A 17,575-nucleotide genomic window follows, 5' to 3' on the forward strand; every position below is an offset into this window, starting at 1 on the left:
AAAAAATTATCTTTGCCGGCCAGAAAGCGCGAAAAGTCAGATTTATGCATATCTTTATCCGCAATTTTAGGATACAATTATGAAAGGCGAATCCGAGATACACTCTTTTAATCAGTTATATTCTGACTATAAAAGTCGTTTTGTCCGTTTTGCCAATACATATGTCGGCGACAGCATGATTGCGGAAGATATAGCGATCGAAAGTCTGATGTATTATTGGGAGAACAGGGGGAATCTTGCGCCCGAATCGAACGTGCCGGCTTATATCCTGACTGTAATCAAGCATAAATGTTTAAACTACCTTCAGCGTTTGCGTACGCAGGAAGATATAGTCGAGTATTTGAAGGATTGTGATACGTGGGAACTGAACTTGCGTATCGCCACCCTGGAAGCCTGCAATCCCGAGAAATTGTTTTCCGACGAAGTGATCAGTTTAGTCACTAAAGCCTTAGAAACACTGCCGGAACAGACGCGCGACATTTTTATCCGTAGCCGCTACAACAACCAAAGCCATAAGGAGATCGCAGATGCCTTGGGCGTCTCGACAAAAACGGTGGAGTATCATGTCACCAAAGCCCTCAAAGTCTTGCGTGTAGCCTTAAAGGATTACTTCCCTTTACTGGTATTCTTTCCCCGTTTCTTCTGCTGAGATTTGCTTCCGGCAAATCACCTGTTACAACTTAATTAAAAAAAAATGTCATTTTAGGTTAGGGATGTTTTCCGCTTATTTGCTTTATAAGTAGAAACGGAAAAAGATGGAAAAAGAAACATTATATAAATTCTTTGACGGAAAAGCATCTCGCAAAGAGAAGGACGCTATTCGCGTTTGGCTGGAAGCCTCTCCCGAAAACGAGAAGGAGCTTTTCAGGGAACGTGAGTTCTTTGACGCGATGATACTGTCGGGAAGCGGCAAGGAGGCGGACAAGGGCAAGAAGGCGCGTCCTTTCTATATGATCGCCATGCTCGAACTGGTGAAAATCGCTGCCGTATTTGCGATTACGATCGCTTGCGGGACTTATTACTATACATCGGAAATCCAAAAGATCGGGCAGACGATGAATACGATCACCGTCCCTTCCGGCCAGCGCGTGAACCTGACTCTTCCGGACGGAACGAATGTCTGGCTGAATGCCCGCTCGGAACTGCGCTATCCGGCTGTCTTTACCGGCGATAAACGGGAAATAATCCTGGACGGGGAAGGCTATTTTGAGGTTACTCATAATGTGGAAAAGCCTTTTATCGTACAGACGAGCAAGTGCAATGTGGAAGTGTTAGGAACGAAGTTCAATGTGGAGGCGTACAGCGATTCGGAAGATTTCTGCACTTCGCTGATGGAAGGTTCTGTAAGGGTTTCCAGCACGAAGAACCCGTCGATGAACCTTGTCCTGACTCCCAACCACCAGGCGTCTTTGGTCGACGGACAGTTGCAGGCGAAGCTGATATCCGATTTTGACCTTTTCCGCTGGAAAGAAGGGTTGATCTGCTTCAAGAATATGGACTTCAAGCAATTGATGGCGCGCTTTGAGAAATGCTACGGCATACGTATTATTATAGAAAACCAGCAGGTGGGCGATTATGTCTGTAGCGGTAAGTTCCGTATATCGGATGGGATAGATAATGCGTTGCGCATCCTGCAGAGAGACGCAAAATATACATTCGAGCGGAATAAAGACGAATCAGTTGTCTATATAAAATAAGTAATATAACGTAATGTTTAATCTTAAAATGTAATGCCTATGGTTAGAGAGAAAGGTTAACCTTTAAGCAAAAAAATGCCGACAAGCGTCCCCACACTTATCGGCATAGACTTAACACAATTAATTAACTGTATTAATAAACTTGATTTCAAAGATATGAATAAAAAATCTTTGTCGATGTCTGATTTAGTAAAAAGGCCTCGATGTAAACAATTTTTTAGAATCATGAGAATAACCACATTGTTATTATTCGTGTTCATTTTCTGCATGCACGCGGAAAATTCCAATTCCCAGAACGTGAACGTCACTATTAAAAGAAGTAACACGGAACTGGAGAATGTGTTGAACGACATTGAAAAACAAACTGATTTTCTGTTTGTTTACAACAATTTTGTAAACGTCAACAGGAAAGTGTCTGTTAACTTGAAAAAAGCCTCTTTGGAGGAAGTCTTGGCGAACCTGTTCGAAGGAACAGATGTGAAGTATTCCATCGACGGCTCCTACATCCTGCTTTCCGCAGGTGGAACAACGACAGCCATTCCCTTGTCGGCCCAGCAGGGCAAAACAATCACCGGTGTTATTGTGGATGACAACGGCGAACCGGTTATCGGCGCCAATGTTGTCGAAAAGGGTTCGAGGTCGATCGGTACGGTAACCGATGTGGACGGTAAATTCTCTTTGGCACTGAGCAATCCTTCCGCTACGTTGGTTGTGTCTTACATCGGCTATCTGACGAAGGAAGTGCCTGTTGGCAACCAGTCTGCGCTGCGGATTACGTTGGCGGAAGATACCCAGAACCTGGAAGAAGTAGTGGTAATCGGTTACGGTACGGTAAAGAAAAGCGACTTGACCGGTTCTGTCGGCTCCATCCAGGTAGACAAGGTGCAAGGTCTTGCCATCAAATCTGTAGACCAGATGTTGCAGGGACGTACTTCCGGTCTGTATATGGTACAAAACTCCGGTATGCCGGGTGCCAGCTCTACGGTTCGTATTCGTGGTGGTAATTCTATTTCGGGTGGTAACGAACCGTTGTACATCATCGACGGTATGCCGGTTTACCCGAGTGCGGATAACAGCCAGACGGCGTTGAGCCCGTTGAACTCGATCCCGACGTCGGACATCGAGTCGATCGAAGTTTTGAAGGATGCCTCTTCAACGGCTATCTACGGTTCCCGCGGTGCCAACGGTGTTATCATTGTGACGACCAAGAAAGGTAAAAGCGGAAAGACTTCCGTTGCTTTTGATGCTTATTGGGGCATTCAGAATATTTATAAGAAATATGATTTGCTGGATTCCCGTTCGTTCGAGAAACTGGCAAATGCTTCCTTGGTAAACTCCGGCGGTGCAGCCGTTTATGACGAAAGCGCACCTCCCGCAACTACGGACTGGCAGGGGTTGACATCTAACGACAATGCGCTGACCCAGAATTATCAGGTGAGTATTTCCGGCGGAAACGACAAGACTTCATTCCTGACCTCTTTCAACTATTTCAACCAGGAAGGTGTCGTCAAGGCGACAGAGATGGAGAAATATGCTTTCCGTGCCAATATCGACCACAAGATATCTTCTACGATTAATTTCGGGTTGAACCTGACCATGACGAAGGTTGACAATAACCGGGTCGGGAACTCAATTCTTACGTCCCGTCTGACTACGCCGCCGAACCTGCCCGTGTACGACGAAAACGGCAACTATACGTTCAGCGATGCCAATGGCGTGATCATGTTCGATAACCCGGTTGGCGTATTGAATGAAAAGGTGGACTGGCATACTTCTTTCCGTTCGCTGGATAATGCTTTTGTCGAATGGACGATCCTTAAAGGGTTGAAGTTTAAATCTTCATTCGGTATCGATATCGAATATGCAACAAATAAAAGTTACAATCCCCGCTCTGTCTATTCCGGTAGCCAACGAAGCGGAGAGGCCAAGAAATCGTCTGCCAATACCTATACATGGATTAATGAAAACATCCTGACTTATACGAATACATGGGGAATGCATTCTTTTACAGGAATGGTCGGTTATACGCAGCAGTCTTCTACGTATGACGGCTTCAACGCCGGTTCATACGGTTTCCTGAATGACAACTTGCAAATGAATAACCTGGGATCAGGTACGACTTATACGGCTCCGGGTTCGGAAGTGAAGAAATGGGCGTTGAATTCTTATCTGGCACGTGTCAACTATACGTTGAACAATAAGTATTTGCTGACTGCCTCTATCCGTGCCGACGGTTCTTCCCGCTTTGGTAAGGACAACCGTTGGGGGTATTTTCCTTCTGCCGCTTTGGCTTGGAGAGCTTCCGAAGAATCGTTCATCAAAGACTTGAATATCTTTAGTAATTTGAAACCGAGAATCAGTTTCGGTATTACGGGTAACCAGGACGGTATCGGTACTTATCCTGCTTATGCATTGCTGGGCTCGACCGGTTATGTAAGCGATGGCGATAAAGTGACCGGTTATTATCCTTCACAGGTTGCCAATACGAACCTGAAGTGGGAAACAACAGCCCAGTTTGACGCAGGTATCGATTTCGGCTTTTTCAATAATCGCCTGACAGTCGTTCTTGACGGTTATATCAAGAAGACACACGACTTGCTGCTGAATGTCAAGATTCCGGGATCTTCCGGCTTCTCTTCCGGACTGAAGAATATCGGTGAAGTGGAAAATAAAGGTTTTGAATTGGCGATCAATGCGACGCCGGTAGAAGGTGATTTCACTTGGAACACAAGTTTGAACCTGACATACAACAAGAATAAAGTATTGGATCTGGGTGATGTCTCTTTCATTTACCCGAGCCAGCCGGGACAGGACGAGACCGGTACGCATCTCGGACGTATCATACAGGTCGGACAGCCGTTGGGAACATTCTACGGATATGTTTATGACGGACTTTTCAGCACGACGGACGATATCAAATCTTCCGCCCAGCCGACAGCTCAGCCGGGAGATATCCGGTTTAAGGACATCAGCGGACCGGACGGCGTTCCCGACGGACAGATCAATGACCTCGACCGTACCATTATCGGTTGTGCACAGCCTAAAGTGTTCGGAGGTTTCAATAATACCTTCTCTTATAAGAATTTCGATTTGAATGTAAATACGATTTTCTCTTTAGGAAATGATGTCTATAACGGTACGAGAGTGATGATGGAAAACATGCAAGGCTCGAGCAATATGTTTGCATCGGTTGTGAACCACTGGACCGAGTCGAACCAGAATGCGGCTTTCCCGCGTCCGCTCCGTTCAAAAGCCGTGATGCGCGTGTCTGACCAGTATGTGGAAAACGGTTCTTACTTCCGTTTCCAGAATATCACGCTGGGCTATAATGTGCCTACCGATTTCTTAAGCTTCACGAAATATGTCTCTGCTTTGCGTGTTTACGCTTCTTTGCAGAACTTCTTTACGATTACGAGCTATTCGGGCGATAATCCGGAAGTGAGTAAATACGGTCAGGATAACCTGGGCGCCGGATATGATGCTTTCTCCTATCCGTTTGCGAAATCAGTGTTGTTTGGTTTGAATGTTAAATTCTAATTGAGTCTAAGTAGTTATGAAAAAGATAGCATTTATAATATTGAGTTCAATCATGATGGGCTCTTGTACGGACATGGACTTGATACCGGAGTCTAATTTGAGTCCTGAAAACTTCTTTAAATCGGAAGAAGATGCAGCGGCGGCTGTTTATGGCACCTACGCTACCTTTGCCGGAAATGATATTTATAACCAGTTCTGGGAAGTATTGCAAAGCCAAGGTACGGATGACAGCGAATGGGGAGGTGGACGTACGACGAATAACCTCGATAAGAATGCCTTGGATAAATTTGAGTTCGATGGAAACACGAACTTAGTCTATTCGGTTTGGGTCAGACATTATGTGGCTGTCAACCACGCTAACTTTGCGATCGAAAACATCTCGAAGATGGGAGACGGCCTGATTAAGCCGGAAGCAAAAAGCCGTCTGATAGGCGAAGCTAAGTTCTTGCGCGCGTTGGCCTATTTTAACCTGGTCCGTACGTATGGCGGAGTTCCTTTGGTATTGAAGGAAACGACATCGCTGGACGGGTTGGAAGTGCCTCGTAATTCGTTGGATGAGTGTTACGCACAGATCATAACGGACTTGCAGGATGCAAAAGCCGCTTTGCCGGTAGTCACGCAGATTCCGAGCGGTTATCTGGGACGCGCCACAAAAGGTTCGGCTTCCGCTCTGTTGGCTAAGGTCTATTTGACTCGTGAAGACTATCAGAATGTCGTGAAAGAAACGGCGGAAACGATGCAGATGGGTTATAAGTTGTGGGAGAATTATGCCGACAACTTCGACCTGGAAAAGGAAAACGGGCAAGAGTCTGTTTTTGAAATCCAGTATAAACGGAATACTCCGGGCGTGCTTGGTAGTAACTTCAATGGTTATTACCGTCCTCCTTTCGTGAATATAAACGGTTGGACCGGATATGGTGACGATCCGGTGACACGCAATCATTACGAATGTTATGAGGAAGGCGATTTGCGCCGTGACGTAAATGTCCGCCTGTACACGTTGGAAGAATATCCGAATATGTCTACCAACTATGAGTTCCCTTGCTACGTGAATAAATTCCTGGATTTGTCGCCGCAGGCAATCCGGTCACAGGGGAGCGAAAATAACTATCCGGTGTTGCGCTACTCAGATGTTTACCTGATGCGTGCGGAAGCGTTGAATGCACTTAATCCTTCCGATGCGGAGGCATATGAGAACCTGAATATAATACGTCGTCGTGCTTTCGGCAAGGACATGAACACGGCTTCCGATATCGACATCAAACCCGGATTAAGCAAAGAGGCTTTCCTGGATGTGATCTTGTTGGAACGTCGCCGCGAGTTCGCGTTTGAAGGGCAACGCCGTTTCGACTTGCTGCGTACGCATAAGTTGAAGGAGGCGATGATGGCTCAGAACCCGACTATCGCTTCAGTCATAGAGGATAAACATTATTTGTTGCCGATACCTGTGACTGAAATGGATGCAAATAAACTGTTGGAACAAAATCCTGGATGGTAATAGCGTATGAAAAGAAGAAATTTTATAAGAAACATTAGTTCTTTAGGCTTGGCATCTGTGGCGATGGGGAAACCCTTCGCCGCAGAGAGTCCCAAAACGGACGCATCGCCGGGTAAAGCCAAAATACCGGTGTATGACGGTTGGGACGTGATTGTTGTGGGAGGTGGACCTTCGGGATGTGCTGCGGCTACGGCTGCGGCACGCGAAGGTGCCAAAACACTGCTGATAGAAGGAACCGGCGCTTTGGGCGGAATGGGAACATCCGGATTGCTGAATGCCTGGTGCCCTTTTACAGACGGTGAGAAGATTATTTATAAAGGACTTGCGGAACGGGTTTTCAAGGAGTCCAAGAAGGGTGTCCCGCATGTCCATTATGATGATTGGGTTCCCATCAACGGCGAGTATCTGAAGGTTGTGTATGATGACCTGGTTACTTCTGCCGGCGTCACCGTTCTCTTTTTCTCCACGATGGCGGCTGTCGAGATGAAGGGAAAGGGAGTCGTGGAGGCGATAACCGTTGCCAACAAGGCCGGCCTGTCGACTTACAAAGCAAAGGTCTTTATCGATTGCACGGGCGACGGCGACCTGGCTGCCTGGGCTGGCGCAAACTTTGTGATGGGCGATGGCGAAGGATCCGTACAGGAAGGGACTTTGTGTTTTACGGTGGCGAATGTCGATCCGTATGAATACTCATTGATCGGGACTGTGCATAGCAATCAGAAGAGCAGTCCGGTTCATTCGATGGTGGGCAATCCGAACTATCCGTTAGTGAAGGACCGGCATATGAATGACAAAGTGATAGGCCCCGGATTCCTGGGCTTTAACGCCGGCCATGTCACGGTCGACAGCACGGACCCTGCTTCTTTGACCGATGCCATGATGAAAGGGCGCAAGCTGGTACATCAACTGCATAAAGGACTGGTGGAGTTCGCACCGAAGCCGTTCGGCGCCTCTTTCCTGGCGGGAACATCCAGCCTCATGGGAATACGGGAAAGCCGACGGATCAAATGCGATTACACCTTTACACTGGAAGACTGGCTGGCCCGTCGCGAATTTGAAGACGGCATCGGGCGTAACTGCTATTATATCGATGTCCACAAAGAGGGCGCAGCGAAATATCCCCGCTATAAAAAGGGAGAGTCGCATGGGATTCCGTTCAGTTGTCTGGTGCCTGCCGACTTGAAGAATGTAATGGTTGCAGGACGCTGTATCTCGACAGACCCTTATGCTCACGGCAGTCTGCGCGTGATGCCTCCTTCCCTGGTAACAGGCGAGGCGGTCGGCGTTGCGGCAGGACAGATTTGCAAGTCTAAATCTCCCGATGTTCATCAGGTGGATATCCAACAATTACGGAAACGTTTACGGGAAGAAGGTCAGTTGATCTGAATCTCTTACTTCTGCTTCAGCTTTAGGGAATAGGCATCGGGCTGGAAACGGATGGGCATCGGATGGAAAACGGATGGGCATCGGTTTCCCGGCCGATGCCTGTCCGTTTATGGAAGGATAACCTTGTAATGCTTCTGGAAGTGGGGCGTCTCGATTTGTAAGATATAGATCCCCGGTTTATTGGAAACCGGGACGGACGCTGAACCTTCCCGTATCTTTTTATTTAAGAGGCAACTTCCACTTATATCGGTGAGTTTGATATATCCCGGCTCCGGTATGTTTTGCAGGTAAAGTTGTCTGTCTTTTATAAAGTAATGGATATTGCCAGTTTTTAGGTTTGTAAGCCCGGTGCTTTGTTTATCCGGTGCGGGCTCGGCATTGTGTGGGGCTAAAGGGGCGTTTGTCCGTATCATATTGGTTGTTTTGGCGGACAGATCGGACGATACGTTTATATGGGTTTCGGATGAGGCCTTGACGAAGAAGGCGGAGAATGGCGGTAAAGCATAGTCGCTGTTGAGGGGATAAGCCGTGTAGCCGGAACTGCTGTACACATAAACATATCCGTCCAGAGTCTCATTCTTTTCGATTTGTGATAAGGGGAGCGGGGCCGGTAAAGGATTTCCGCATAAATACCAGCCGTAGTTCTCCCGGTTCCAGGCGGTCATGCCGGTAGCCAAAGGGATGCTTAACGTGCCGGTGTTGGCAAAATCTTCGGGAATATCGCCGGGACGGGAGGAGAACGACAGTGTCTTGTCCGTCGCTTGGCTGTCTAATGCGATCAGATAGCCTTTATTCTTTTCAAATATGGGAATCTCATCGGAACGAACCGGCACGACTTCCCAGTTCCCGGTTGGGCGATTGGCCGATGCGCGTTTATCTCCGTTGTAACACTGAACATACAGGAAGTTCCCTCCGGCATTCGGAGTGCCGTCTTTCTGATTAAAGCGGGAGTCTATGCCGGAAGGATAGACATCGAAAGGGAAAGAGATAAAATACCATTTCCCTGTTTCCTCGAAAGTCTTACGAACGGTTATGCAGTCGGAGATTGTGATTGCTCCTCCCGACTGGATGGAAGCATCGGCTTCAAACAGTTCCAAATGATTCGCCATAAATTTTGTTCCCGGGTTGATTTGCAGATTGCCGGAACTGATCGCGGCAGTGTTACAATAGGTATCGGCAGTGATAGAGACATTTCCCTTTATCAGTGCGCTGCGGTGGCGGAGCGGGGGAAGATGCGACCAGCGGATTGTGTCGTTCCAGTTGCCGGTGCCGGTAAAAAGCGAGTGGGTTGGGATAGTGCCGGATGCAAAGGCGTATTGCAGGCAATAGTAGCTATCAGGATTAGTACCGGTAGCAGAAAAGAAATCTATTTTTAACGGAGTGTTTGGGATGATAAGTGCATTATATGGACATGCGATGTTACTATCAGTGATTTTTGCAATCACTTGTACGGATGTGTCCTTTTCCGTATAGATACGCATGCTTAGGTTGTTGCCTCTATTCAGATAGTTCCCTCCGTAAAAGATTTCAGCTGTTACATCCGAATAAAGAGTCGGGATGTATTGTTCAAACCTGACGGAACTCCCTAAAGGCATTCTTAATCCCATTTTTCCTCCCAGTTTGTCAATGTTGACGGAAGATACGTCGAGAATCTGAGTTCCTCCTTTTGCTGAATATCCCCAATTATCCCATTCCGAATCCCCGAATGTCTGCAGCCTGAACGTGTCGGATACAAGCGTATTGTCGCTACTGTTTACAAAACTTTCCCATGAAGATGGATCGGAAACTTGCGCTTGAAGTGAATAGCCGGTACCGAAGAATAGAATCTTAACAAGTGCGCATTGAACAAAGTGCATGACTTTCTTTTTCATAGTTAATACTATTTTGGATTGTTATTATGGTTGCAAATATACATAAATAATTGAATTTACTATCTTTGCCGCATGAAAGAATTTATTATATCTGAAGCACAGACAGAAAAGGCCGTTCTTGTGGGGCTGATTACCCCCGAACAGAACGAACAGAAAGTAAGAGAATACTTGGATGAATTGGCTTTTCTGGCCGATACCGCAGGTGTCGAGGCTGTGAAACGCTTTTATCAGAAACTGGATTATCCGAACTCCGTTACTTTTGTCGGTTCCGGCAAGTTGCAGGAGATTAAAGAATATGTGGTGGAAAATGAGATCGGGTTGGTGATATTCGATGACGAACTTTCCGCCAAGCAATTGCGCAATATCGAGAAAGAGCTGCAGGTGAAGATACTGGACCGTACGAACCTGATCTTGGATATCTTTGCCAGTCGCGCGCAGACCGCCCACGCCAAGACACAGGTGGAATTGGCACAGTATAAATATATGCTGCCGCGCCTGACCCGTCTGTGGACGCACCTGGAACGTCAGCGAGGCGGTGTCGGTATGCGCGGACCGGGTGAGACGCAGTTGGAGACGGATAAACGTATTATCCTGGATAAGATATCCAAGTTGAAGCGTGACCTGGTTGAAATAGACAAGCAGAAGAGCGTGCAGCGGAAGAACCGCGGCAAGATGGTTCGTGTCGCCCTGGTCGGATATACCAACGTTGGGAAGTCCACTTTGATGAATCAGCTCAGCAAAAGCGAGGTGTTTGCCGAAAACAAACTGTTTGCGACATTAGACACGACTGTACGCAAAGTGATTGTCGACAACCTGCCTTTCCTGCTGTCCGATACTGTCGGCTTTATCCGTAAGTTGCCGACCGAGCTGGTCGAATCGTTCAAGTCTACTTTGGATGAGGTGCGTGAGGCCGATTTGCTGGTCCATGTCGTCGATATTTCCCATCCGACATTCGAGGAACAGATCGAAGTGGTGAACCGTACGTTAGCAGAGATCGACAAGACGGAGAAGCCGATGATTATGGTGTTCAACAAGATCGACGCTTTCACCTTCGTACCGAAGGAGGAAGACGACCTGACACCGCGTACGCGTGAGAATATCGACTTGGATGAGTTGAAACGTACGTGGATGAACAAGATGCAGGACAACTGTATCTTTATCTCGGCCAAGGAGCGGACCAATATCGATGCCCTCAAAACCTTGTTGTACGAACGGGTGAAGCAAATTCATATTACCCGTTTCCCTTATAACGATTTCCTGTTCCAACAATATGACGAAGAATGATTGATACTGAAGATTTGAGGAAACTGCGACCGCAGGAAATTGCAGCTTTGGAGGCAAACGGCTGTAGCGCAGAAAACTGGGATAACATATGGGTTGTCAGTGCTTTCAGAGGCGAATATGTGGTTAATGTTCGCTTTTCCGGGCTTATCGTATTAGGTCTTTTCAAGAAAGAGTTTACGTTTCCGGGCGGAGTGAAGAAGCATAGCGGTATTCGAAATGCAACTTTGCATAATTGTCAGGTAGGGAATAATACGTTGATAGAGGATGTGCATAATTATATAGCCAATTACGTTATCGGCGATGAATGTATTATTCAAAATGTAAACGTAATGATTGTTGAAGGAGAAGCCTCTTTTGGAAATAATGTTTTGGTCTCTGTCTTGAATGAGACAGGAGGACGTGAAGTTCCTATTTATGGAGGTTTGTCTGCTTCGTTGGCTTATCTGATCGCATTATACCGGCATCGTCCTGAATTGATAGACAGGTTGCAGTCGTTAATTGCGGAATATGCTGAAGATGTGTCTTTGGAATATGGTAATGTTGGTGATTATGTGAAAATCACCAATGTGGGGACACTTCGGAGTGTCTGGATAGGCGATTATGCAACGATTGAAAACTGTACCCGGCTTGCTAATGGTACGATACGGAGTAATGAAAAGGCTCCGACTTATATTGGCGACAGTGTGATTGCCGAAGACTTTATCATCTCTTCCGGTGCTGTTGTTGCCGATGCGGCCAAGATCATCCGTTGCTTTATCGGGCAGGCTTGTCATGTGACGCATAACTTCTCGGCTCACGATTCCCTTCTGTTCAGTAATTGCACCTTCGAGAACGGGGAGGCCTGCGCTATCTTTGCCGGGCCGTTTACGGTTTCGATGCATAAGAGCAGCCTGCTGATTGCCGGGATGTATTCGTTCCTGAATGCCGGTAGCGGTTCGAACCAGAGTAACCATATGTATAAGTTGGGCCCGATCCATCAGGGAATCGTGGAGCGCGGCTCTAAAACAACCAGCGATTCCTATATCCTGTGGCCGGCGCGTGTCGGCGCTTTCTCGCTTGTGATGGGACGCCATCATCATCATAGCGACACGTCGGATATGCCGTTTTCCTATCTGATAGAGAAGGACGATGAAACCTATCTGGTGCCAGGTGTGAACCTGCGCAGTGTCGGGACGATCCGTGATGCGCAGAAATGGCCGAAGCGTGATAAGCGTACAGACCCGGAACGCCTGGATATGATCAACTACAACTTGCTGAGTCCGTACACGATCTATAAGATGATGAAGGCTGTCGGAATTCTGAAGAATCTTCAGGAACTGGTGGGCGAAACATCCGAGGTCTATTATTACCAGAACACCCGTATCAAAGGCTCTTCTTTGCGGACTGCCCTTGAACTCTACGGAATGGCTATCAATAAGTTCTTAGGCAACTCGCTGATTAAGCGGTTGGAGGGGACGCTATTCCGCTCTATGGATGAGGTCTGGGCGCAATTGAAACCGACCTCTGTGGAAGGCCGTGGCGAATGGCTGGACCTTTCCGGATTGATCCTTCCGAGGGAAGAGTTGGATAAGTTGATCCAAAAGATCGAGAATGGAGATATTCATTCACTTGATGAGATCGAACGATTCTTCGCAACGATGCACAGCCGTTATTATGATATGGAGTGGACATGGGCATACGATAAACTTGAAGAATATTACGGCATCAGCCTCTCGTCCATATCAGCAGAGCAAATCATCGAGCTTGTCCGCCGCTGGCAGGACTCTGTGATCGGGTTGGACAACCTGCTTTACAAAGATGCAAAGAAAGAATTTTCCCTGACATCCATGACCGGCTTTGGCGTAGACGGCTCGGACAAAGAAAAACAGGAAGACTTCGAAGGCGTACGCGGCGCATTCGAAAGTAACCCGTTTGTAACAGCCGTCAAAGAACATATCATTGCCAAACGTGCTTTGGGGGATGAATTGATTGATAGAATGACGCCGTTAACCTAATAAAAAAGCCAGCTTAATCAAGCTGGCTTAAATATATTCCGAAAAAGACGTATTCATTACATATTCTCAATCCATTTTTTCCCGGATGGAGTGTAAGTGTATACTAATATGCCAACGGCAACAATAGCTACAACAGTGAAAAAGATAACAGCTATTTGCATACTAATTATTATTTTAAAATTCTATATCCAATCATCGCAAAGGCAACTGTCCCAACGAATCCCATTCCAAAAAGGAAAATTGCCATATTAGAAATCTCAGCATCTACATCCTTATTTAATAAAGAAGCTGCAACTCCTAATACTAAAGCTGCAAAAGTCAGCTTGGCCATATCAAAGAAAAACTTGGCAGTTGTTTCTTTTCTTACTTTACTTTTTTCTAATTCGTTTTTGGTTGCCATGTTACAAATATGAGAAAAGTTTTCCGAATAGCAAAAAGTATTTTGAAGTTATTTATTTCTCGGATGATGTTCCAATATCTCTTTCCGGAGGAACTGGCGGTCGATATGTGTGTATATTTCGGTGGTGGTGATCTTTTCGTGCCCCAGCATTTCCTGGATTGCGAGCAGATTGGCGCCACCTTCCAACAGATGGGTCGCGAATGAGTGGCGGAACGTATGCGGGCTTACATTCTTCTTGATCCCGGCCAGTTCCGTCTGCTGCTTGATGATATGGAACACCATGATTCGCGACAAGCCCGTACCCCGACGGCTCAGGAACAGGATATCTTCAAATCCTTTCTTTACGGGAACATGGTTACGGTCATACAGGTAGTTCTTAATTTCCTTTATCGCGACTTTCGAGATCGGAACCAAGCGTTGTTTACTCCCTTTCCCTTCCACCTTGATAAATCCTTCATCGAAATAAACGTCTGTGAAACGCAGCGTTATCAGTTCCGATACGCGCAGGCCGCAACTGTACAGCACTTCGAGCATCGCCCGGTTCCGTTGCCCTTCCGGTAGCGTCAGGTCGATCGTGTCGAGGATGCTGTTTATCTCGTTGACTGTTAGAACTTCGGGCAGCTTCAGCCCGATCTTGGGCGATTCTAACAATTCGGTCGGATCGATTGTTATATAATCGTCGAGGAACAGGAACCGGTAGAATGATTTGATACCCGAAATGATCCTTGCCTGCGAACGCGGATGGATGCCGATGTCACGGAGCCGGGCGACAAACTGTTGCAGGTCGTCATAGGTGACCTCTTCATACTTCTTGCCTTCACTTTCGACGAAGTTTGTCAGTTTGTCGAGGTCCGTCAGGTAAGCGTCGATCGAGTTGGGCGAAAGTGCTTTCTCCAGACGGAGATAAGTCCTGTATCGTTCTATTTTGTCATTCTCTTGATGCATGATTCATAATTCTTTACTATCTTTGCCGGATATTTTCTGCCCGTACAAGGTAGTGCAAAGGTAATAAATTACAGCAAAATGAAGAAGATTCAGATCATCAACGGCCCTAATCTTAATCTGTTAGGCAAGCGCGAACCGACAGTCTACGGAAATGCTTCCTTTGAAGGTTATCTGAGTGAATTACGTGCTAAGTATCCGCAATGTGAAATTGCTTACTTCCAAAGCAATGTGGAAGGCGAGATGATAAACAAAATCCATGAGGTCGGCTTCGATTACGACGGGATTATTATGAATGCAGGCGCTTATACGCATACTTCCATCGCGCTGCACGATGCAATAAAAGCTGTAACGACCCCGGTTGTGGAGGTGCATATCTCAAACGTACATGCCCGCGAATCATTCCGCCATGTTTCCATGATTTCAGCAGCCTGCAAAGGCGTGATCTTAGGATTCGGACTGGATTCATACCGGTTGGCTCTCGAATCGTTCCTGTAATAGTGATTAATAGGTAAAAATAATAGGTAAATATTTAGGTTATATGTTAAAGCATACGAAGATTGTTGCTACCATTTCCGACCAGCGTTGTGAGGTCGAATTTATCGACTCGTTGTATAAGGCGGGAATGAATGTTGTGCGCCTCAATACGGCTCACATGGCGGAAGAAGGATTGACTAAAGTGGTGACTAATGCCCGGGCGGTGTCCGGTCGCATCGGTATCCTGATGGATACGAAAGGGCCGGAAGTGCGTACTACGATTTCGCAGGCCCCGATTCCTTTTACAACCGGAGAGCTGGTGAAGATTATGGGAAATCCGGATATGGAAACTTCGCATGATTGTATTTGTGTCTCTTACCGGAATTTCGTGAACGACCTGGCTGTCGGCAGTGACATCCTGATCGATGACGGAGACCTGGAACTGAAAGTGACGGAAAAGAAAGACGACTATCTGGTTTGTGAAGTGCAGAACGACGCCACCTTAGGAAGCCGTAAAAGTGTGAACGTGCCGGGCGTACGTATCAATCTCCCTTCCCTGACGGAAAAAGACCGGAAGAATATCCTTTGGGCCATTGATAACGACCTGGATTTTATCGCCCACTCCTTTGTCCGTAACCGGCAGGATGTACTGGATATCCAGCGTATCCTGGACGAACACAACAGCCCGATCAAGATTATCGCCAAGATCGAGAACCAGGAAGGTGTCGACAATATAGACGAGATTCTGGAAGTTGCTTACGGTATCATGATCGCCCGCGGTGACTTAGGTATCGAAGTGCCGGCCGAAAAGATTCCGGGTATCCAGCGTGTTCTGATCCGTAAATGTGTGGAAATGAAAAAGCCGGTTATCGTGGCTACCCAGATGCTTCACTCCATGATCAACAACCCGCGTCCTACCCGTGCGGAGGTGACGGATATCGCCAATGCGATCTATTACCGTACGGATGCCCTGATGCTGAGCGGTGAAACAGCTTACGGCAAATATCCTCTCGAAGCGGTCCAGACCATGACGAAGGTGGCTCGTGAGGCCGAAAAGACAAAGCTGGCTGCCAATGATATCCGTGTCCCTATCGAAGGGAACGATTTGGATGTCACCTCTTTCCTGGCAAAGCAGGCGGTTAAGTCTTCCACTAAATTGCATGTGAAAGCGATTATTACCGATAGTTATACCGGACGTACAGCCCGCTACCTGGCGGCGTTCCGCGGAACATCTACCGTATTTGCCATTTGCTACAACCCTCGTGTGATGCGTATGTTGTCTCTCTCTTATGGCGTATGGGCTGTTTATCAGCCTTATAATGACAGCCGCCGCGGTTATTTCTTCCAGGCGTTGAACGAGATGATCAAGAGCGGACGTATCACGCGCAACAACATGGTGGCCTACCTGAGTGGTAGCTTCGGTGAGGGAGGTGGAACAAGCTTCCTTGAAATCAACAACGTAGGAAAGGTGTTGGATGCCGGAAACAACTATCAGTTGCCGACGTTTAAGGAAGTATGACTTTAGACGAATATATCCTTTCTCATAGTGACGAAGAAGGTGCACTGCTCGCGGCTCTGGACCGCGATGCGAATGTGAACCTGCTTCGTCCGCGTATGTTGTCGGGGCATTTGCAGGGGCGGATCTTGAAGATGTTTTGCCGGATGCTTCGTCCCCGCCGTGTGCTCGAGATCGGGACCTATACGGGTTATGCCACCCTTTGTATGGCGGAAGGGCTTGAGGAGGATGCTCTGATCCACACGCTCGAGATCAACGACGAGATGGAAGATTTCATTATGAAGTATCTGACGCAGTCGCCCCACCGGGATAAGATAAAAGTCCATTTCGGCGATGCCCTCGAAATCATTCCCACGCTGGATGAGACATTCGACCTTGTCTTTATCGATGCCGACAAGCGCTTGTATTCAGACTACTTCGACCTTGTTTTTCCGAAGGTGCGTCCCGGTGGACTGATCCTTGCCGACAATACGTTGTGGGACGGCCATGTGATAGAAGATCATCCGAAGGATAAACAAACACTGGGTATTCTTAGTTTTAATGATAAAATCAAAGAAGACCCGCGTATTGAAAAAGTTATCTTACCTTTGCGTGACGGCCTTACAATGATCTGGAAAAAATAAAACAGTAAGAATTTATGGAAAGTACAAGACTAAGTAAAATAGAACGTCTCCTGCAAAAGGAGTTGAGTGATATCTTTCAGAAACAGACACAGGCCATGCATGGTGTTCTGATTTCGGTGAGTGTGGTACGTGTCAGCCCGGACCTGAGTGTCGCACGTGCCTATCTGAGCATCTTCCCGTCTGAAAAGTCGAAGGAATTGCTCGAGAATATCCGGACAAACACGAAGGCGATCCGTTTCGATCTGGGACAGCGCATCCGTCAGCAAGTCCGTAAGATTCCCGAACTGACATTCTTTATCGATGACTCATTAGATTATATCGAGAATATTGATAATCTGTTGAAAAAGTAA

The 17,575-nt window shown here is 47.0% G+C and carries 14 protein-coding genes; 11 read left to right on the forward strand and 3 right to left on the reverse strand.

The features are described 5' to 3' along the window. Positions 1 to 79 precede the first annotated feature (79 nt). The 5 genes from DWW90_RS11525 (at position 80) to DWW90_RS11545 (ending at position 8,118) form a co-directional block, all read left to right on the forward strand. Complete coding sequence (locus DWW90_RS11525; RefSeq protein WP_122345078.1) at positions 80 to 649, forward strand: RNA polymerase sigma-70 factor; 570 nt, start codon at positions 80 to 82, stop codon at positions 647 to 649. Positions 650 to 755: 106 nt separating this feature from the next. Beyond that, positions 756 to 1,697 (forward strand): FecR family protein, encoded by a 942-nt coding sequence (locus DWW90_RS11530; protein WP_122345079.1) that lies wholly within the window; start codon positions 756 to 758, stop codon positions 1,695 to 1,697. Between the two features lie 225 nt (positions 1,698 to 1,922). Beyond that, a complete protein-coding gene (locus DWW90_RS11535; RefSeq protein WP_233547724.1) occupies positions 1,923 to 5,234 on the forward strand; it encodes a TonB-dependent receptor in 3,312 nt (1,103 codons plus the stop codon). A 16-nt stretch (positions 5,235 to 5,250) separates the two neighbouring features. Continuing rightward, entirely contained in the window at positions 5,251 to 6,732 is a 1,482-nt protein-coding gene (locus DWW90_RS11540) for a RagB/SusD family nutrient uptake outer membrane protein (RefSeq protein WP_122332572.1), read from the forward strand. A 6-nt stretch (positions 6,733 to 6,738) separates the two neighbouring features. Next, complete coding sequence (locus tag DWW90_RS11545; RefSeq protein ID WP_122345081.1) at positions 6,739 to 8,118, forward strand: FAD-dependent oxidoreductase; 1,380 nt, start codon at positions 6,739 to 6,741, stop codon at positions 8,116 to 8,118. 107 nt (positions 8,119 to 8,225) lie between these two features. Here DWW90_RS11545 and DWW90_RS11550 read toward each other — a convergent pair whose 3' ends face one another. Then, positions 8,226 to 9,989, reverse strand: coding sequence for a T9SS C-terminal target domain-containing protein (locus DWW90_RS11550; protein ID WP_122345082.1), 1,764 nt, complete (start codon positions 9,987 to 9,989; stop codon positions 8,226 to 8,228). 72 nt (positions 9,990 to 10,061) lie between these two features. Between DWW90_RS11550 and hflX the strand changes: the two genes are divergently transcribed. Both hflX and DWW90_RS11560 read left to right on the forward strand, forming a co-directional pair. After that, positions 10,062 to 11,273 (forward strand): GTPase HflX, encoded by a 1,212-nt coding sequence (hflX, locus tag DWW90_RS11555; RefSeq protein ID WP_122345083.1) that lies wholly within the window; start codon positions 10,062 to 10,064, stop codon positions 11,271 to 11,273. Continuing rightward, positions 11,270 to 13,267 (forward strand): DUF4954 family protein, encoded by a 1,998-nt coding sequence (locus DWW90_RS11560; protein ID WP_122345084.1) that lies wholly within the window; start codon positions 11,270 to 11,272, stop codon positions 13,265 to 13,267. Before hflX ends, DWW90_RS11560 begins: the two co-directional genes overlap by 4 nt. A 169-nt stretch (positions 13,268 to 13,436) precedes the next feature. Here the strand turns inward: DWW90_RS11560 and DWW90_RS11565 are convergent, their stop codons facing one another. Both DWW90_RS11565 and xerD read right to left on the reverse strand, forming a co-directional pair. Continuing rightward, positions 13,437 to 13,667, reverse strand: a complete 231-nt coding sequence (locus DWW90_RS11565) for a hypothetical protein (RefSeq protein WP_122332575.1) — start codon at positions 13,665 to 13,667, stop codon at positions 13,437 to 13,439. A gap of 48 nt (positions 13,668 to 13,715) precedes the next feature. Next, positions 13,716 to 14,612, reverse strand: a complete 897-nt coding sequence (gene xerD / locus DWW90_RS11570) for a site-specific tyrosine recombinase XerD (RefSeq protein ID WP_122332576.1) — start codon at positions 14,610 to 14,612, stop codon at positions 13,716 to 13,718. Between the two features lie 78 nt (positions 14,613 to 14,690). Here xerD and aroQ point away from each other — a divergent pair, with 78 nt between their 5' ends. The 4 genes from aroQ to rbfA are packed head-to-tail and all read left to right on the forward strand — an operon-like array spanning position 14,691 to position 17,575. Further along, the gene (aroQ, locus tag DWW90_RS11575) at positions 14,691 to 15,107 is read left to right on the forward strand and encodes a type II 3-dehydroquinate dehydratase (RefSeq protein ID WP_115500221.1); all 417 of its coding nucleotides are present in this window, start codon (positions 14,691 to 14,693) and stop codon (positions 15,105 to 15,107) included. Positions 15,108 to 15,150: 43 nt separating this feature from the next. After that, positions 15,151 to 16,605 carry a pyruvate kinase gene (gene pyk, locus DWW90_RS11580; protein WP_115500222.1) on the forward strand — a complete coding sequence of 485 codons (1,455 nt, stop codon included), beginning with the start codon at positions 15,151 to 15,153 and terminating at the stop codon, positions 16,603 to 16,605. Then, entirely contained in the window at positions 16,602 to 17,225 is a 624-nt protein-coding gene (locus tag DWW90_RS11585) for an O-methyltransferase (RefSeq protein WP_122345085.1), read from the forward strand. The genes pyk and DWW90_RS11585 overlap by 4 nt, the downstream gene beginning before the upstream one ends. 14 nt (positions 17,226 to 17,239) lie before the next feature. Beyond that, the gene (gene rbfA, locus DWW90_RS11590; RefSeq protein WP_115500224.1) at positions 17,240 to 17,575 is read left to right on the forward strand and encodes a 30S ribosome-binding factor RbfA; all 336 of its coding nucleotides are present in this window, start codon (positions 17,240 to 17,242) and stop codon (positions 17,573 to 17,575) included.

The organism is Parabacteroides sp. AF17-28 (assembly GCF_003479205.1).
In the GTDB taxonomy this organism is placed as follows: domain Bacteria; phylum Bacteroidota; class Bacteroidia; order Bacteroidales; family Tannerellaceae; genus Parabacteroides; species Parabacteroides acidifaciens.